The following is an 18,290-nucleotide window of genomic DNA, read 5'->3' on the forward strand; positions in this document are numbered from 1 at the left end:
CATTATTATAATCCGGCAAGGTTCTGCAACTGGAGGATCGGCAGCAGGATGGCGAGGATGATGAGGGCGACGCACGACCCCATAACGACAATTATGACAGGTTCGAGAAGCGCCATCGAGGCGGCGGTAAAACGGTCGAATTCGCGTTCGAGATAGTCGGCGGCGCGCTCGAGCATCTGCTCGAGCCGCCCGGCGCTTTCGCCGCTGGCAGTCATATAGACGAGCAAGGGCGGGAACACCCCGGCGTCGCGCAGCGCGGCCGACAGACCGCCGCCGGCGCGCACCTGGTCGACGATCGTCGCGGTCGCGCCCGCCAGCGCGGCGTTGCGGATCGTCGGCACGGTCAGGCGTAGCCCCTCGACGAGCGGCAGGCGGCTCGACACCATCGTCGACAGGGTACGCGCGAAGCGCGCGGCATGGAGATCGCGGAGCAGGCGGCCGAGGAGCGGCAGACGCAGCAGCCGCGCATCGATCCGGGCCTTGAACGCCGGGCGGCGCATCGCGGTCACCCAGCCGAAGACCGCGGCGGCGAACAGCAGCGCGACCAGCCACCACCAGTTGGCGGCGAAGCTGGAAATGGCGATCACCGCGCGGGTGAGGAACGGCAGTTGCTGGCCGGAGTCGGTGAATTGTTCGACCACGCGCGGGACGACGAAGATCATCAGCGCCGCAACGACGCCGATCGCGACGAAGGCGAGCACGATCGGATAGGCAAGCGCGGCGATCAGCTTGCCGCGCACCTCAGCCTGGCGTTCGAGCAGGTCGGCAAGCCGCGCAAGGATCGTCGTCAGGCTGCCGGTGGTTTCGCCCGCGGCGACCATCGCGCGGTAAAGCGGCGGAAAACTGCCCGGCTGGCGCGCCATCGCATCGGCGAGGCGGCGGCCTTCGAGCAGGCCGGCGTGGACGTCGCCGACAACGACCCGTGCACTCTCGGCCTCGCTCTGGCGGGTCAGCGTGCGCAGCGCTTCCTCGAGCGGCGCGACCTCGGCGAGCGTCGCGAGCTGGCGGGTGAAAAGCGCGAGTTCCTTGGCTGACAATTTGGTGCGGCGAAACGCGAACAGCGACCGGCCCGCCGCGGGTTTCGATCCCGCCGCCTCGACCGCGACGATATGAAATTTCCGCCGGACGAGATCGGCGCGCGCGGCGTCGTCGTTGGCGGCCGTCAGCCGCCCCTTGCGCTCGCGGCCCTGCGGATCGATCGCCACATAGCGATAATCAGGCATCGATTTCCTCGCGCCGCGCGACGCGGATCGCTTCCTCGGCGGTGGTCAGTCCCTTGGCGACCATCACGCGCGCCGCCGAGGCGAGCGTCGGCGATTTGAGGAAGGCGTGCTTGACGATCATCGCCTCGTCGCCGCCGTTATAGATATAGCGGCGGACGGTCTCGTCGACCTTGATCGCCTCGAACACCCCGATCCGGCCCTTGTAGCCGGTGCCGCCGCAATGGTCGCAACCCTTGGGTCGCCAGATGACGGTGCCGATGTCGAGTCCGAGCATCGCGGCGATGCTGTTGTCGGCCTGCACCGGTTCGCGGCAATTTTCACAAAGTTTGCGCACAAGTCGCTGGGCGATGACCGCACGAAGCGTCGATGCCAGTAGAAAAGGCTCTACTTTCAAATCCTTGAGACGCGTTATGGCGCCGACAGCGTCGTTGGTGTGGACCGTCGAAAGGACGAGGTGACCGGTGAGCGAGGCCTGCACCGCGATATCGGCGGTCTCGCGATCGCGGATTTCGCCGACCATCACGACATCGGGATCCTGGCGCAGGATCGCGCGGAGGCCGGCCGCAAAATCGAGCCCGACCTTGGCGTTCACTTGCGTCTGGCCGACGCCGTCGACGGCATATTCGACCGGGTCCTCGACGGTCAGAATGTTACGCTGGCCATCGTTGAGCTGTTTCAGCGCGGCATAGAGCGTCGTTGTCTTGCCCGACCCCGTCGGGCCGGTGACGAGGATGATGCCATTGGGTTCGGCCAGCGCCTCGCGCAGGATCTGGTCGGCGGCACCCGACAGGCCGAGGACGTCGAAATCGATGCCCGCCGCGTCCTTGTCGAGGATACGCATTACGACACGTTCGCCGGCACGGCTGGGCAGCGTCGAGACGCGGACGTCGACCGCCTTGCCCGCCAGCGTCAGCCCGATGCGGCCGTCCTGCGGAATGCGGCGCTCGGCGATGTCCAGGCGCGCCATCACCTTGATGCGGCTGACGACGACGGGGGCGACATGCGGCGGCATGCGCAGATGCTCGCGCAGCACGCCGTCGGTGCGCATGCGCACGACGAGCCCGCTTTCATAGGGTTCGATATGGATGTCGCTGACACCCTGGCGTACCGCTTCGGCGATGATCGCGTTGATCAGGCGGATCGCGGGGGCGTCGTCGGCGCTGTCAAGGAGATCCTCGGCGCTCGGCAGGCTGAAATCCATGTCGCTGCCGTCGAGCGAACCCGCCATCGCCGCCGCCGAGGCATCGACGGCATAATGGTCCGACAGCAGCCGGTCGAAATCGGCGGCGTTGATGGTGGCGACGCGTAGCGGCTGCGCGAGGTGGCGTTTCACCTCGATCAACACCGCAGGGTCGGCGCCTTCGCGCAGGGTCGCAAGCCAGACGCCGCCCTCCCCCGGCGCAATGACGACACCGTGGGTGCGGGCAAAGGCATAGGGAATGTCAACCGGCGCCGGGGGCGCGGCGATCGGCGCGTCTTCGGTCACGGATAATCTCCCGGCGGCGGGGCGGGGGCGTTCGAGATCGAGGGCGGCACATCGGTCGTCGTGACGCTGCCGTCCGGGCCGCGCAGCGCCGGCAGGTCGACCGGGCCGACGGTGATGTCGGTCGCGGTCGGCGGCGACGGCGGCGTCGCCCCCATATAGTCACGGACCAGCGTGTCGAGCGCGGGTTCCTCGTCGGGATTGCGGCGCAGCTGGGTGTCGCGAATATAGCCATAGCGGCGCGCGGTGAGCGCGGCGTTGTCCTCGCGGTTGCGCAGGATCGTCGGGCGGATGAAGACCATCAGGTTCGTCTTCGAGCGCGAGCGACTGCGCGATTTGAACAATTCGCCGATCAGCGGAATGTCGCTGAGCAACGGAATCCGCTCGATCGTCTTGCGTTCGTCGTCGTTGAGCAGCCCGCCGATCGCGAGGATTTCGCCGTCGTCGACGGTCAGCACCGTTTCGAACGAGCGCTTGTTGATGATCAGGTCGCCGTTGCGCGACGAGACGGGTCCCGCGACGCTCGACACTTCCTGACGCAGGAAGAGTTTGACCTCTCCGGCGCCGTTTACCTGCGGCGTGACGTCGAGCTTGATGCCGACCTCCTCACGCTGGACGGTGCGAAAGGCGTTGTCGAAATTGTCGCTGAGCGCTTCGCCCGTCGTGATAGGGACTTCCTGGCCGACGAGGAATTTCGCCGCCTGATTGTCGAGCGTGACGATATGCGGGGTGGCGAGCAGGTTCGACGTCGTGTCGGACTTCACCGCGTTGATGATCGCCCCGAACACCGTATTCTTGCCGATGTCGCCGGCGAAGCCCGCGAACCCGCCCGTCGCGGTGAGCAGCGATGCCGCCGCCGCTTCCTGCAGGGTGTTTCCGAACGAGCTGCCGGTCGTGGTGACGGTGGTGGTGCCGTTCACCGTCGTCGTGTCCTGCGACAACTGGTTGGCGGCATAGGCGCCGCCGAGCGTCAGAATGTTGGGCGAAGCGTTGCCGTAGCTGGTCGCAACAAAGGGAATATTCTTGCCGCCGAGCAGGAACTGGACGCCGAGCTGTTTCGCCGCATCGTCGCCGATCTCGACCACGATCGCCTCGACCAGCACCTGCGGCCGGCGGCTGTCGAGCTGACGGATCAGTTCGCCGAGCATGCGCTGGACGTCGGGGTTAGCGGCGACGATGATCGCGTTGGCGCCTTCGTAGCGGGTGACGATCGCGGGGCCGCGCGTCGCGATGCTGCCGCTCCCGCCGCCGCCGGTCGAGACGGGCGCCGCTGCCGGGGCCGGGGCGGCCGTCGATGCGCCGTTGCCGCCAGAGGACGAGGACGAGGACGCCGCCGGCAGACCCGCCTTCTGCGCCGGATCGCTGCCGCCGCCGATGAGCTGCTGGATGGTCGGGAGCAAGGTTTCGGCGTTGGCATGGTCGAGCCAATAGACACGCAGCTCGGTACCGCCCGCCGCCTTTTGATCGAGGTCGTTCGCCATCTGGACAAAGCGCGCCACGAGCGCCTGGTCGCCGCGCAGCGCGATGGCGTTGCTGCTGTCGATCGGAACGATCGCGACCGGCGCCTGCGCGCCCTCCCCCGCCGCCGGCGCGAGCGCCTGAAGCGCGGCGGCGATTTCGCGCGCGCCGGCATTTTTCAGCGTCACGATCTGGCTGGTCGTGCTGTCGCGGTCGATGCTCGACGCGAGCGCGCGGATGCGGCGGATATTGTCGGCGAAGTCGGCGACAACCAGGCTGTTGGCGTTGCGGTTCGCGGTCAGCGAGCCCTGCGGGCTGACCAGCGGCCGCAGTGTTTCGACCGCCGCGACGGCGTCGATGTGGCGCAGGCGGATGATTTCGGTGACGAACTGGTTCTGCGCCGCGCGGTCGCTGCCGATGCGGCCGGGCTGCGACGCCGCGCCGTCGATCGGCTGGATGCGATAGCTGCCGTTCGGTCCCGATACCGCGACGAGACTGTTCGAACGCAGCGTGGCGAGGAAGATTTCGAAATATTCGCTGCGCGACAGCGGGCGGTCGGTCACCACCGACACCTTGCCGTTGACGCGCCCGTCGATGACAAAGGTGCGCCCGGTGATCCGCGCCGCATCCTGGATGAAGGCGCGGATATCCGCGTCGCGGACGTTGAGCGTATATTGCGCGAGCGCGGCGGTCGGCGTGGCCGAAACCAGTGCGGCGGCAAGCATCAGGGACAGTTTGAGGCGCATATACCCTACTTCGAAACAAAAATGGCGATCGGGACGACGTTGGCACCGCGCTCGACTTCAAGCGAGAGGCGTGCCCCCGGTGTGATTTGATTGGCGAGCGCGGCGGCATCGCCCGCCGAGCCGATCGGGCGGCCGTTGACGCCGCGAATGACGTCGCCCGGACGCAGGCCCGCGGCGCGGAAGGCGGCGCCGTCGCCCTGCGGCTGAACGACGACCCCGGTGACGCGGCCGTTTTCGCTGCGCGGTGCGAAGCCGATACCGCCTTTCAACGCGGCGGGCGAGAGTTCGCCGGCGACCGCATCATTGGCAGGCGCCGACCCGACCTCGGGGGTCGGCGCGGGCAGCGGAGTCGCGGGCGTCGCAACCGGCGCCGCGCCGCTCTGGTCGAGGAACAGGCTTTCGCGCGCACCGCCGCGGTCGAGCAGCACATGGTCGAAGGCGACCCCGACGAGCTTCACCCCCGGCGCGATCTCTTCGCCCACGGCATAGCTGTTCTGGATACCGTCCTCGGCGGCGATGATCGCCGATCCGCCGCCGGTCGCTTCGTTGATGTTGACGCCGAACAGCGTCAGGCCGAGAGCGGTGACCGTCGCCGAGGCGGGCCCCTGTCCGCCGGTCCGGAAAAAGGGATCGAAGCTGGTGAAGAGCGCGCGGCGCTCGGCAGGCGAGGCGATGACCGCGGTCTGCGGCTGCCAGGCGCCAAGCGGCGACAGGGGTGTCACGATCGTCCAGAGCAGGCGCACAACCTGCACCGCGAGCAGCAGCGCCAGCAGGCCGACGACCAGCATGGGCCAGACCGCGCGTGGCGAGCGCTTGCCGCTGCGCAGCCATGCGGGCAATCCGCGCGGCAACCGAACGGCCGATCCGGACATCAGCGTCGCCATGAAAACCTGTTTATCCCCCGCATCACCATGGTGCCTCGCGAATCGCCTAGGGGCGATTGGTGACAATCAGCTGACGGGAAGATTACAGTTTTTTGACAGTCGGGCGAGTCCGGCCTGTGGCGGCTCGCCGTATCTATCTTCCCGGTGCCGCAGGCATTGGGAGGTGGCAGCCCGAAGGGCTGACGGAGGGGCTTTGACGCAGCGTCGATGCCCCTCCACCACGCCCTTCGGGCGCGGCCCCCTCCCGACCGCTTCGCGGCAGGGAGGATGTTTCATCAGAATTTCAGCGACGCGCTCAGCGAGAAGCTGCGGCCGATTTTGTAGCGGTTGAAGAAGATCCGGTTGTCGCCGAACTCCTGTACCTCTTCATAATTGCGGCCCGTGAGATTGCGCGCCTCGAACTTCAGTTCGATTTCCTTGTTCAGCAGATTGATGCCCTGCCGCGCGACGAAATCGAGCGAAATCCCCGGCTTTTCGCGCAGGTCGGGCTGCCCCGAGGGACCGCGGCTGGTGACGCGCGGGCTGGCATAGGTCACGAGCAGGGTCTGCTGCGACAAATGGTCCTGATCCTCGAGCCCGATCTGGAAATTGACAAGATGGTCCGACTGACCGGTAAGCGGCGAGCCGTCGAAGAAGAAGTTGCTCGCATCCTGCACCACGCCGTTGATCGTCGTGGTATCGCCCGCCGCGACCGAGATGTCGGACTGGGTATAGGTATAGTTGCCGATCAATACGAAGCGGCGGCTCGACCAGAAAGGCGCATCCGACAGCGTGTCGAGCGGGAAATATTTCTGCAGTTCGAACTCGACGCCATAAAGCGTCGCCTTCGGCGCGTTGGCGTAGCTGGTGTTGACCGAGGAGTCGGAGATCGAGGTATAGGCCTCGATCGGATTGTCGATCGACTTGTAGAAGCCGGCGACCGTCAGGCGCTGATCCTTGGCGAAATACCATTCGTAGCGCGCTTCGGCGTTGGTCAGCCGGCTGTCGGTCAGCGACGGGTTGCCGCGGAACAGACGGTTCGATTCGGGATCCTGGTAAACCTGCGCCACCAACTCACGAAACTGCGGGCGGGCGATCGTCTTCGACCCGCTGACGCGCAGCTGCATGTCGGGTGCGACTTCCCAGGTCAGGGTGACCGCGGGCAGCCAATAGTCGTTGTTCAGGTTCGTATCGACGATCGACGACGCGCCCGAATTGAACAGGTCGATCGGCGACACCGTCTGCTTGGCATCCTCGTACCGGACGCCGGCGTTGATGTTGACGCCCGACAGCAGTTCGGCCTGCAGCTGCGCATAGCCGGCATGGGTGGTCAGCGCCGCGTCGAACGCCGCGGTGCCGTCCTGCGCCGAGGTCTCGAGCAGCGTGATGTCATAAAGCTGGATCGACGCGTCAGAGAGCAGATAGTCGGGGCGCAATTGCTGCACCGGGATCGGCAGGTTCGAGGCGCGATACTGGAAGGCGCGGCGCACCGAGGTACGGCTGGTATCGCTATAGGCATAACCGACAGTCCCGGTGATGCGCGGGGCGATTTCGTAGGACAGGTCGACGCCGCCCGACCACAGATCTTCGTTCAGGTCGGAAAAGGCGATCGTCGCGTCACCCTTGTTGCCGCCAAGGTCGTTGACGAACTTGTCGCCGACGGGGTCCTGCGCGGTCGGCAGGTTGGTGCGGACATAGGTGAAGCTGCGTTCATAGGGCGCTTCGCGCTGCGAATTGGCATAGGCGCCGCGCAGGTCGAGCTTGAGCCGGTCGAAATGGAATTCGCCGACAAACTGGGTGTTGATCAGCTGGCGTTCGTACCACGCCGTGTCCTGCTTCATGATGTCGCGGCCCGACTGGTTCTGGTCGGTGCCGAGCGCGAGACGCGCCTGCTTGAGGGTGTCGCGGATATAGAGGTTGGTCCAGCGCAGCTTGTGATCGCCGATCTCGAGCCCGAAGCCGAGCAGGCCGTTGACGACGACGCGATTGTCGGTGACGACACGGTTGTAGCTGGTCTGCGGATCACCCGACAGGTCGGCCTCGACCGAGGTCTGCTGCAGCGTGTCGCGGGTGCGCCACTTGTTGCTGATCCCCGCCGTCGCGATGATGCCGAGTTCGCCGTCAGCCATCGGGATGGTCAGGCCGCCGGTGACGCCCGCCGACCAGTTGACCGGGATATGGTTGTTTTGTTGCAGCAGCGTCGTCGGCGCATTGACGAGGTCCATGGCGATCGCTTCGAGATCGTCCTTGCTGAAATCGGCGCCCTCAATGATCGGCTTGCCTCTGGCAAAGGCCGCAGCGAGCGACTTCGGCACATCGCGGGTGCCATCGTCGAAACCCGTCCAGTCGGCGTCGCCGCCATAATAGGTGTAGCCGAGTTCGTTGGTCGTCTCGCTGTCCCAGCCGATGCCGCCCGAGAAGGTCAGGAAATTCTCGCGCGGGGTCGACTTGGTGGTGAGGTTGATCACGCCGCCGCCGAACTCACCGGGGAAGTTCACCGAATAGCTTTTCTGGACCAGCGTCGAATCGATGACGTTCGACGGGAAGATGTCGAGCGGGACGACGCGCTTCAGCGGTTCGGGGCTCGGCAGCGGCGAACCGTTGAGCAGCGCGAGCGAATAGCGATCGCCGAGGCCGCGGACATAGACGAAGCCGCCGCCGACGACCGACAGACCGGTGACGCGCTGGAGCGAGCCCGAGATATCGCCCTCACCGGTGCGCGCGATGTCGGCGGACGAAAGGACCGACACGACCTCGGGGGTCGCGCGGACGACATTGGGGGTATAGCGGCCGGTGACCACGATTTCCTGATCGGAACCGCCGGGGATCGACACATCGGGCTGATCGTCGTCGGCCGGCGCCGGATCGGCGGCATCGGCGGTCGGCGGCGTGGCTTCGGTGCTCGAACCCGCGGGTCCGGCGTCCTGTGCCAGTGCGGCCGGTGCGACCAACGCCGACGAGAGGAGCAGCATGCTGGCGAAAATCGACCGTTTGGTCATGGCCCTAAAAACCCCTATAATTCGGATGATAAGCGGGGCGGGGCGCGCCTCTGTGGTGCGCCCCGCCCCAATTCAGGTACGAAGGCGCGTCAGACCGGGATGAGCGTGCACGCGGCGCTCGACGAACCGAAGCTCGCGGTCGCGCTGTTGCAGGTCCAGCCGGTGAAGCGCGTGTCGCTGGCATCGCGCACCGCGCCGACATAGCCCGCGTTCACGAAGAAGGCGTTGATCGGGACCGGGTTGAAGGCCGGGCGGGCGGTTTCGGTGGCGCCGTTGATGAACACGTTCGACAGCGTCGGGACATAGGTCGCACTGTTGTTCGTGCCGCCGTTGAAGATCGTCGCGACCTGGTCGTTGGTGACGCCGCTGGTGCCGAGGAAGGCGCTGGCGCCGCCGCACTGCATGTTGACCGAGTCGAACTTCGGCGGCCCGGCTTCGTCGGCACCCGTGGTCTGGATCGTCGTTGCCGAGTTGATGCGGACGCACGAGATGCCGGGCGCCACGATCAGACCGTTCATCAGGCGATAGTCGGCGCCGCCGCGGATCAGCACCGACGCGGTGTTGCCCGCCGCATTGGCGCGGTGGATGAAGGTGAAGTTCGACAGCGCGACATTCTGGCGCGGGGTGGTGTCTTCGTTGCCGTTCGAGTCGATTTCGAGCATCGAGTCGCCGACCGTGCCGCCGGCGCGCTGTACCGCGAGCAGGAACTGGACATTGCCCTTGTATCCGACGTCGGTATCGAGACCGTCATCCTCGGCGCCGGTGATCGCCAGGTTGCGCATGTTGACGCGGCCGCCGAACACTTCGATGCCGTCGTCCGAGCTGTTGTGGACCTGGATATTTTCGATCGTGGTGCCCGAACCGACGCCCGACGGGGTCAGGCCCTGCAGCTCCTTGTCGGCGCTGAGGATGAAGCCCGAGTAGCGGATCTGGACATAGGACATGCGGCCCGAATTGTCGGCCGGCTGCGCGCCGCCATAAAGCGCGTTCGACGTGCCTTCGGTGTCGCGTTCGCACGCGGCGGTGCCCGGCGTGGCGCCCGGCGCGAGGCAGTCGGTGACCGGCGCACGGCCGAGCAGGACGACGCCGCCCCACAGCTGCGAGGTATTGTCGTCGGCCGAACCGACGACGTTGCCGCGACCCGTGAAGATGATCGGCTGCGACGGAGTGCCGACGGCGTCGATGCGGTTGCCGCGATTGACGACCAGATAGGAAACGCCGGTCGCGCCGAAGATGGTGACGCCCGGATCGATCGTCAGCGTGACGTCGGTGTTGGTGCTGGTCGCGCCCTGGTCGGTGCCGACATCGACGCGGCCGGGGAGCGAGTAAATGACGCCGGCGACCTTGGGGATCGCGGTCGAGGCGGTGAAGCGCGCGGGGAAGCCGCAGTTGCGCCAGGTACCCTGCGGACCGGTGATGGTGCCGAGATCCGACAGCGCGGGGCCGGCGATGCTCGGGCAGCCGGCGGCAGGGGTGACGCCGGTCGGGGTCGGCGTGGGGGTCGGGGTCGGCGTGGGGGTCGGGGTCGGCGCCGGGATCACGATGACGCCTTCACCGGGCGAAGCGACACCGTCGGCACCGCAGGCGGCCAGAATAGAACAGGCCACGCTGCTGAGCATGACCAAACGAACGCGCGCGAAAGCCGCCATGAAATTCTCCGTTATCCGCTGTGCGCCGCCGGATCGGTCGGCGCCCCTGCTGAAAAATCACCGGCCGGTTCGAGAGGAGTGCCCCGCCGCGCCCCCGGTGACGCCGCCACTAGGGTGATTCGGTGACGGTCTGACGCCAGAGCGATGACATTTGAGTGACTCTTTGGAGTCGGTTTCGTGACAAGCACCAAAGCGCGTCACGCGACTTGTTCGCAGCTGCGAAAATAAATGCGGCACAGCTTGCTTGCATCGTCCGAAAAGCTTTGCTAGGCGCCCGCTCCTACCCGGAGCCGGACCCATTCGGCCCCATCATGATGTGCGGTCGTGGCGGAACTGGTAGACGCGCAACGTTGAGGTCGTTGTGGCCGAAAGGCCGTGGAAGTTCGAGTCTTCTCGACCGCACCACTCAGTCCTGCGGGACCTGGGAAATCAGGCATCGGAGAGATTGCAGCCGCAACGCGGCGCAGCTCCGGGCGCTTTACCGATCGACGGCCGTTCGAACCGAACCCCTCCATGGGCCGGCGCGCGCCCTCGCCCATCTGATCAGCCAGACACGAACCTGCCCTCTCGGCCGTGCCAGCGATGAGGACGCTCGATCGTCCTCAAGCGCTGCGCGTCATGCTCTGCGATTGCCCGTGTCGACATGATCGACCATTGCCGACAGGCTAGGCGACAAAGCCCGGGGTTCAACGCGCGCCCTGCGTCCATCGCGGCCTTCGCTTTTCGATAAAGGCGACCGCCGCCTCGCGATGGTCGGGATGGGCGCGTGCCAGCAGAAAATTATCGCTTTCGATTTCGATCGCCTCGTCTCTCGAGACCGTGGCGGCCGCCCGAAAATTCATCTTCACCTGCGCAAGCGCCATAGGCGACATCGAGGCGATGTCTTGCGCGAGCGTCAGCCCGGCTTGCTGAAGACCATCATCGGCATGAACCTCGGCAATCAAACCGAGCGTCAGGGCCTCGCTTGCCGAAAGCCGCTTGGCCGACAGCGCGAAATAGAGCGCCCTCGAAGGTCCCAATATCCTGTTGAGGCTCCAGCAGGCCGCAAGGTCACCTGCCAGGGCGATCCGGGGATAAGCGAAGGCGAATTTGGCGGCGTGGCTCGCGAGCCGTATGTCGCAAGCGGCGGCCAGCGCCAGCCCGCCCCCTGCCGCGGCGCCATTCACGAGTGCGATCGTCGGCTTGGTGGCGTTCATGAGCGCGAGGCAGCCCGAAGCCGACCGCGCGAGAAGAGCGCTGGTTTCCGCGTCGGGCCGCGCCGCGTCGAGTCCGGCAATCAAACCGCCGATGTCGCCGCCAGCCGAAAATGTCTTACCACTGCCGGTCAACAGGATCGCGCCGACGGCGTCATCGCTTTCGGCGTCGGCGATGCTGCTGTGAATGGCCAGGCCGAGCTCGGGCGACACGGGATGCCGGCCGCAATCGCTTTCCAGCGTCAGTTTGAGAACGCGGCCGTGGCGCGATTTGGAAAGAGAGGTGGTACTGGTCATGGCCTTCCCCGCCTTTGGATGCGTATCAGATGGAGCCGATCGTCGATCCCGCCGTCCAGACGCACGCCAAAAAATTGCCGGCGAGCACCGCTCGCCGGCAAGGTTGGATGCTCGCTATATCCATCACCCCGCAAGACGCAGCATATGCTTCAGCACTTTGCCGGTCGCATTGCGGGGCAGCTCCGTCACGATCGTCAGGCGTTCGGGGGTCTTTTGCTTCGCGATGCCCGCCGCGGAGAAATGCGCGCGCAGCCCCTCGAAATCGAGCGTGGCGCCGGGCTTCAGCACGACGCAGGCGCGGACGATCTCACCCATCCGGTCGTCGGGCGCCGCGACCGCCGCAGCGTCGGCAATCGCCGGATGCGTCAGCAGCACCGCTTCGACTTCCTTCGACGAGATATTCTCGCCGCCGCGGATGATGATGTCCTTCTTGCGGTCGGTGATGTGAAGATAGCCCTCGGCATCGAGGCGGCCGATATCGCCGGTCCGGAACCAGCCCCCCGGCAGGAAAGCCGCGTCGTTCAATACCGGGTCGAGGTAGCCGAGAAACAGGTCCGGGCCGCGGGTGCAGATTTCGCCCTCTTCGCCGGATGCGACGTCGACGCCTGCGTCGTCGACGAAGCGGAGCGTCGTACCGGGCGTCGGCCGCCCCTCGGTATGAAGCTGCTTTTCGACCGGATCGTCGACCACGCCCGAGGTGACCGTCGGATGTTCGCTCGACCCGTAACAATGATAGACCGCCAGGCCCTGTGCCCGACACCGTTCGACCAGCGACGCCGGAACCGGCGCCGCGCCGACCAGATATTGTTCGAGCGACGACAGGTCACGGCCCTCGGTCCCCGCCGCGGCGATGGTGCCCGACAGGTGAAAGGGCGTTCCCGACGATGTCGTCACCCGGTGGGTCTCGATGAGGCCGGCCGCAACCGCGGCGTCCCAATGATCCATCAGGACGAGCGGCACCGCGTCGCACAGGAAGCGGTACATCGCCAGCGCGCCCGCGACATGACCCGGCGGCCAGGGCGAGAGCACGACCTCCTGCTTCCCCCGCGCCCGCAGCGCCCGCATCGAAGCGAGTTCGGCCAGCAAGCCAGTGGCCGAGTGCATGACCCCTTTCGGCGCCGCGGTCGTTCCCGAGGTATAGACGAGGAGCGCCATGTCCTGGGGATCGCACGGCACCGTGTCGGCAATCATGCCCTCGGTTTCGAGCCGGTCGAACTCCGGCCCGACCGTCACATGATGCCGCAGCGCCGGAAGATCACCACAGGTGCCGATCAGCGCGGCGAAATCGACGCCGCGAAAGCGTTCGGGGGTGAACAGCCATTTCGCACCCGACTGGCGCAGGATGAAACCCAGCTCGGTCGCGCCATAGATGGTCACGATCGGAAGCAGTACCGCGCCCGACTGCGCGGCGGCGACGGCTACGACCAGCCATTCGCGCCAGTTGGGCAGCATCGCGGCGACGACGTCGCCCTTCGCGACCCCCGCATCGGACAGCCGCGTCCCCATCCGTCGCCCTGCCGCCACGACCTCGGCCAGCGTGGTATGACTCGGCTGCCCGTCAGACGCGACAACGAGCGGGGTGCCCGGCGCGCGGGCCTCGGCTTCCAGGATCGCCCCGATCAGGCTGCCAGGCACCGCCGCCATCTCAGGCGACCCGCCGTGCGAAACCCGCCCAATAGCGTTCGCGAATCTCGCGCTTGTAGAGCTTGCCGGTTTCGTGGCGCGGCAGCTCGGCCTCGAAATCGATGCTGCGCGGGCATTTGACCGCGCTCAACCGTTCGCGGCAATAAGCGATCAGCTCGGCCTCGAGCTCGGGTCCGGCATCGGCCGGGTCGCGCGGCTGGACGACGGCCTTCACCTCTTCGCCCATCTCGGCGCTCGGCACGCCGATGACCGCGACATCGGCGACCTTCGGGTGGACGGTCAGCAGATTCTCGATCTCCTGCGGATAGATGTTCACCCCGCCCGAGATGATCATGAAGCTCTTGCGGTCGGTCAGGAACAGATAGCCGTCGGCGTCGAGATAGCCGATGTCGCCGAGCGCCGACCAGCCCGGCTCGGTCGGGTGCCGCGAATCGCGCGTCTTCTCGGCATCGTTCAGATATTGGAAGTTCCAGCCGCCCTCGAAATAGATCAGGCCCTGTTCACCGGCTGGAAGCTCGCGCCCCTCGTCGTCGCAGATATGGATCACACCCCAATCGGCGCGCCCGACCGATCCCTTCTTGCGGAGCCATTCCTCAGAGGTGATGAAGGTCGAGCCATTGCCTTCCGAACCGCCATAATATTCGTAGATGATCGGTCCGAGCCAGTCGATCATCTGGTCCTTGACCTCGATCGGGCAAGGCGCGGCGGCGTGGATGACGTGGGTCAGCGACGACACGTCGGCTGCGGCCCGCTGCTGTTCGGGCAGCCGCAGCATGCGCAGGAACATCGTCGGTACCATCTGGGTCACTGTGACCCGATAGGTCGCGATCGCCGCGAGCGCGGCTTCGGGGGTGAAGCGCGGCATCAGGACGACGGTCGCACCCAGCCGCTGCGCGGCGGTCGAGATCGCGAGCGGCGCGGTGTGGTACAGCGGCGCCGGTGACAGATAGATGCTGTGCGGGCACGTCCCATAACGATTGGCCTGCCGCTCGGCGAGCATGTGCGGTTCGGTCGCCGGCCCGCCCGTCAGCGGCAGGCGGATGCCCTTGGGGCGGCCGGTCGTTCCCGACGAATAGACCATGTGAAAGCCCGCACTTTCATCGGCGATCGGATCGGCCGGAAAGTCCGCGATGGCATCCCAGCCGGGCAGCGTTCCGTGCCCCGCACCCAACGCATAGATATGCCGCAAATCAGGTGCGCTTGCGCTCGCGACGTCGAGGAAGGCGCCCAGTTCGGCGATGTCCCCGCTCGTGACCAGCAACCGCGAGCTCGAATCGCGCAGGATATAAGCGACCTCCTCTACCGTCAGCTTGGTCGAAATCGGGGTGATATAGAGGCCGGCCCGCTGCGCGGCCCAGTAGATCTCGTAATATTCGAGGACATTGGGAAGCCAGATCGCGATGGTATCGCCGGCCTGGATGCCGAGGCTACGCAGGAAATGCGCGCCGCGGTTAGCGCGCTGCTCGAGCGTGCCATAGGTCAGGGTCTCCCCCGTGTCCGACCGGATCGCGGCGGCCTGATCGGGGTTGCGGGCGGCGTGAATTCTGGGATGCATCGACTATCCTCTAGGCAAAGGCGCCGCGCGGCTCGCGCGCGGCGCCTCCATATCAGAAATTATAGCTGGCAGAGATGCCGTAGGTGACCGGCTGCGCCCAGGCGATCGCATCGCGCGCCGACGATTCCGACCGCGAGGTCGCATATTTGGTGTCGGTCAGATTGCGGCCCCAGATCGACAGGCGCAACTGATCGTTGGGCGAATAGGAAATGTCGGCGTCGACCGTGAAGTAGGACGGCTGCGAAATGCGTTCCTGGAAGGAATAATTGATCTTGCTCGACCAATAGGGGCGCACGCCGAAGCTGATCTTGCTGCCACCCGCGAGTTCGAGGTGATAATTGGCGCCCGCGCTGATGGTGAACTCGGGCGCGCGCAGCAGCTTGTTGCCGCTGGCATCGACGTTGACCTGGGCGTTGCCGCAATTGAGGTCAGGGCATGGCGTGCCGTTCGTCAGCGTCGTCCGCGGGAAGAAGGCGGGCGCGCCGGGGAAGCTCTTGAAGCGCGCGTGCGTCCAGGCGAACCCTGCACGCAGGTCGAAATTGTCGGCGGGACGCCATGTCGCGTCGCTCTCGATCCCGTGGACGCGGGCGCGCGCCGCGTTGAACAGCCGGCTGACCCCCGACGTATAGTCATAGGCGGTCACCTGGATGTCGCGATAATCATAGTGATAGGCGGCGATGTTGAAGTCGATCGCGCGGCTCGCCGATTTGAAGCCCGCTTCATAAGCGGTGATTTTTTCCGGACGTACCGGCGTGGTGCTCGGTGACGACAGATTATAGGTGCCGCTCTTGAAGCCCTGGCTGAACGTCGCATAGAGGTTGCTGCGCGGCCCGACGTCGACGCGGAGGCCCGCGCGCGGCGTCCAGCTGGTATAGGTGACGTCGGTATCGACGGTATAGGCGCCGCCCGGAAAGCCGCGCTGGAACCCGCGCTTTTCCTTGCTGTAGCGCAGCCCGGCGATGAGCGACACCGGACCCAGGTCATAGGTCCCGTCGGCAAAGCCCGAGATGCTGTTGCTGGTGATCCGCGCGCGATAGAAGGGATTGCCGTTGAGGCGCCAATTCTCCGATCCGGCGGCGTTCCAGTAATAATAGAGGCCTGCAACCCACGAGAAATCGCCACCGGATGGCGAGGTCAGGTTGATTTCCTGGCTGAAGCTTTCGTTGAACTGGTCGTAAGTCGCGAAGGACGACGGCGCGTAGCTCGAGTCGAGGTCGGCGTCGATGAAGTCCTGTTCGTCGATATAGCCGCTGATCGTGTTGAGCGTCGCAAAGCCCAGGTCGATCTCGCTGCGCAGCGACACCGTGTTGACCTTGGCCTCAATCCGCGTCGCGATTTCCTGCGACGACGTGCCGCGCTCGACGGCGATCGGTCCTGAATTGGGGAAATTCCGCCCGACCGAATTGCCGTTGAGCGTCGTATAGGTCAGCCCCGACGGATCCTTGGTTTCGGTATGCGACGCCGCGAGGATGAACCGCACCGCGTCGCTCGGCTCGAAAAGCAGCTTGCCGCGAATGTCGAAGCTCGATTGCTCGCCCCGGCGCTCCCCGGTCCGCAGGTCGCGGATGAACCCGTTGGTATGGCGGCGATAGACCGAAATATCGGCGGCGAGGGTGTCGGTGAGGCCGGTCGAGGCATAGGCGCTGAGCTTATATTCGTTAAAGCGACCGAAGCTCGCGAACGCCTTGCCGGTCGGCGTGAACGACGGGGTCAACGTCGTCAAGAGCAAGGCGCCGCCGGTCGCGTTGCGGCCGAACAGCGTGCCCTGCGGCCCCTTCAGCACCTGCACCGATTCGAGGTTGACCAGGTCGAACATCGCGCCCGTCTGGCTCGCGAAATAAACCCCGTCGACATAGACGGCGATGTTCGATTCGGCGCCGCCGCCCTGGACGCTCGCGCCGATCCCGCGCACCGTGGGCTGCACATAGGCACCGGTCTTGTTGATCAGCACGCCCGGCGCCTGCCGCGTCAGGTCCTCGATCCCGTTGACTCCGGCCTGGGCCAGCGCCTCGCCGCTGATCGCGACGACCGATGCCGGGACATCGACGAGGCGTTCCGAGCGGCGCTGCGCGGTCACGATGATGTCGCCATCGCCCGCTGCGGCTGCGCCTTCGTCCGGCGCCGGGCTGGCGACGGAGGTTTCGTCGTTCATCTGCGCCGCGGCCGGCGCGGCGACCGCGAGCGTGGCAGCAATGCCGGCAATTCCCAGAACCGTCTTCGTCATCGTCTCTCTCCCATCCTGCCGGTCAACCACGCCGGCTTGGCGTGCTTCAAATGCCATACGCCATAATTGTCAAGCGATTTAGATTTAATCGCTATCGATATACCATAGTGTTTGTCACATTCGACGAGCGACCTTATGGCTCTGCAATGACCGACCAGGATTTGATCGAAAACGAAGCGAACGGCGGCCACAAGGCGAGCGTCGCCGAACGTGTGGCCGAAGAGCTGCGCGAGGAAATCGCCGCCGGTGAATGGCCGGTCGGCGCGATGCTGCCCGCCGAGCACCAACTGATGCAGCGTTTCGAAGTGTCGCGCCCGTCGTGCCGCGAGGCGCTGCGCATCCTGCAATCCGAAGGACTGGTTCGCGTCGAGCGCGGCAGTCGTGGCGGCGCCCGGGTCCGCGAACCCGACGCAGCGCGCCTCGCTTCCTATTGCACGGTCTTTCTGCAGATGCGCAACGCGACGATTTCCGAAGTCTTCGAAACACGCATCGTGATCGAAACCGCGGCGGTCGCATCGCTGACGCGCAACGTCACGCCAGCTATTCTGTCCGCACTGGCGCAGAATGCGGCGTCGCAGCGCTACCTTGTCCACGACCGTCCCGAATTCTATGCCCGCGGCCGACTCTTCCGCGAAACGCTGGTCGAAAATTGCGGCAGCGAGACGCTGCGATTGATGGGCCTGATGATCGGCGGGATCGCCGACCGCCAGTTGTCGCTGCTGTCGGTCCGGCTGCCTCATCATCCGCAACAGGTCGAACGCTATCTTGCCGCGATCGGGGTGAAGGAGGAGATGATCGCCGCGATGGAACGCCGCGACGCCGACACGGCGGCGGACCTGTGGCGGCTCTACCTTCGGCGCTATCTCGAAAACCTTCAGGAAATCACGCCCAACTCGCTCCGGAAACTCAAGCCATTTCCCTTCGAGTGAGAAATCGCTTTCGCATTTAATCCATAT

Annotated in this window: 11 protein-coding genes and 1 tRNA gene; 2 read left to right on the top strand and 10 right to left on the bottom strand. The window is 65.8% G+C overall.

The window, feature by feature from the left end:
- Window positions 1–5 precede the first annotated feature (5 nt).
- From gspF to EEB18_RS06195, 6 genes are all read right to left on the bottom strand, one after another.
- Entirely contained in the window at window positions 6–1,223 is a 1,218-nt protein-coding gene (gene gspF / locus EEB18_RS06170) for a type II secretion system inner membrane protein GspF (protein WP_187141913.1), read from the bottom strand.
- Window positions 1,216–2,709 (bottom strand): GspE/PulE family protein, encoded by a 1,494-nt coding sequence (locus tag EEB18_RS06175; RefSeq protein WP_187141914.1) that lies wholly within the window; start codon window positions 2,707–2,709, stop codon window positions 1,216–1,218. Before EEB18_RS06175 ends, gspF begins: the two co-directional genes overlap by 8 nt.
- The gene (gspD, locus tag EEB18_RS06180; RefSeq protein ID WP_187141915.1) at window positions 2,706–4,910 is read right to left on the bottom strand and encodes a type II secretion system secretin GspD; all 2,205 of its coding nucleotides are present in this window, start codon (window positions 4,908–4,910) and stop codon (window positions 2,706–2,708) included. Before gspD ends, EEB18_RS06175 begins: the two co-directional genes overlap by 4 nt.
- Window positions 4,911–4,915: 5 nt before the next feature.
- On the bottom strand, window positions 4,916–5,794 hold the full coding sequence (locus EEB18_RS06185; RefSeq protein WP_187141916.1) for a type II secretion system protein N: 879 nt from the start codon (window positions 5,792–5,794) through the stop codon (window positions 4,916–4,918).
- A gap of 275 nt (window positions 5,795–6,069) precedes the next feature.
- Window positions 6,070–8,772: a TonB-dependent receptor domain-containing protein gene (locus tag EEB18_RS06190; RefSeq protein WP_187141917.1), complete on the bottom strand. Its 2,703-nt coding sequence runs from the start codon at window positions 8,770–8,772 to the stop codon at window positions 6,070–6,072.
- A gap of 89 nt (window positions 8,773–8,861) precedes the next feature.
- On the bottom strand, window positions 8,862–10,421 hold the full coding sequence (locus tag EEB18_RS06195; RefSeq protein ID WP_187669087.1) for a hypothetical protein: 1,560 nt from the start codon (window positions 10,419–10,421) through the stop codon (window positions 8,862–8,864).
- A 318-nt stretch (window positions 10,422–10,739) separates the two neighbouring features.
- Here EEB18_RS06195 and EEB18_RS06200 point away from each other — a divergent pair.
- Window positions 10,740–10,826: transfer RNA gene (locus tag EEB18_RS06200), tRNA-Leu, on the top strand.
- Window positions 10,827–11,107: 281 nt separating this feature from the next.
- On the opposite strand, the gene EEB18_RS06205 is transcribed toward EEB18_RS06200, so the two are convergent.
- The 4 genes from EEB18_RS06205 to EEB18_RS06220 all read right to left on the bottom strand — a co-directional run bounded on the left by EEB18_RS06205 (window position 11,108) and on the right by EEB18_RS06220 (window position 17,334).
- Entirely contained in the window at window positions 11,108–11,911 is an 804-nt protein-coding gene (locus EEB18_RS06205) for an enoyl-CoA hydratase/isomerase family protein (RefSeq protein ID WP_187142362.1), read from the bottom strand.
- Window positions 11,912–12,034: 123 nt separating this feature from the next.
- Entirely contained in the window at window positions 12,035–13,555 is a 1,521-nt protein-coding gene (locus EEB18_RS06210) for an AMP-binding protein (protein ID WP_187142361.1), read from the bottom strand.
- Between the two features lies 1 nt (window position 13,556).
- Window positions 13,557–15,110: an acyl-CoA synthetase gene (locus tag EEB18_RS06215; RefSeq protein ID WP_187142360.1), complete on the bottom strand. Its 1,554-nt coding sequence runs from the start codon at window positions 15,108–15,110 to the stop codon at window positions 13,557–13,559.
- 52 nt (window positions 15,111–15,162) lie between these two features.
- Entirely contained in the window at window positions 15,163–17,334 is a 2,172-nt protein-coding gene (locus EEB18_RS06220; protein WP_187142359.1) for a TonB-dependent receptor, read from the bottom strand.
- A 146-nt stretch (window positions 17,335–17,480) separates the two neighbouring features.
- Here EEB18_RS06220 and EEB18_RS06225 point away from each other — a divergent pair, with 146 nt between their 5' ends.
- Window positions 17,481–18,263 carry a FadR/GntR family transcriptional regulator gene (locus EEB18_RS06225; protein WP_056343333.1) on the top strand — a complete coding sequence of 261 codons (783 nt, stop codon included), beginning with the start codon at window positions 17,481–17,483 and terminating at the stop codon, window positions 18,261–18,263.
- Window positions 18,264–18,290 lie beyond the last annotated feature (27 nt).

The sequence above is a fragment of the Sphingopyxis sp. OPL5 genome (assembly GCF_003797775.2).
GTDB lineage: Bacteria > Pseudomonadota > Alphaproteobacteria > Sphingomonadales > Sphingomonadaceae > Sphingopyxis.

Excerpts from the sequence above, each read along its gene's own strand:
- gspF (WP_187141913.1), bottom strand. The coding sequence starts at position 1,223 with ATGCCTGATTATCGCTATGTGGCGATCGATCCGCAGGGCCGCGAGCGC.
- gspD (WP_187141915.1), bottom strand. The coding sequence starts at position 4,910 with ATGCGCCTCAAACTGTCCCTGATGCTTGCCGCCGCACTGGTTTCGGCC.
- EEB18_RS06185 (WP_187141916.1), bottom strand. The coding sequence starts at position 5,794 with ATGGCGACGCTGATGTCCGGATCGGCCGTTCGGTTGCCGCGCGGATTG.
- EEB18_RS06190 (WP_187141917.1), bottom strand. The coding sequence starts at position 8,772 with ATGACCAAACGGTCGATTTTCGCCAGCATGCTGCTCCTCTCGTCGGCG.
- EEB18_RS06195 (WP_187669087.1), bottom strand. The coding sequence starts at position 10,421 with ATGGCGGCTTTCGCGCGCGTTCGTTTGGTCATGCTCAGCAGCGTGGCC.
- EEB18_RS06205 (WP_187142362.1), bottom strand. The coding sequence starts at position 11,911 with ATGACCAGTACCACCTCTCTTTCCAAATCGCGCCACGGCCGCGTTCTC.
- EEB18_RS06210 (WP_187142361.1), bottom strand. The coding sequence starts at position 13,555 with ATGGCGGCGGTGCCTGGCAGCCTGATCGGGGCGATCCTGGAAGCCGAG.
- EEB18_RS06215 (WP_187142360.1), bottom strand. The coding sequence starts at position 15,110 with ATGCATCCCAGAATTCACGCCGCCCGCAACCCCGATCAGGCCGCCGCG.
- EEB18_RS06220 (WP_187142359.1), bottom strand. The coding sequence starts at position 17,334 with ATGACGAAGACGGTTCTGGGAATTGCCGGCATTGCTGCCACGCTCGCG.
- EEB18_RS06225 (WP_056343333.1), top strand. The coding sequence starts at position 17,481 with ATGACCGACCAGGATTTGATCGAAAACGAAGCGAACGGCGGCCACAAG.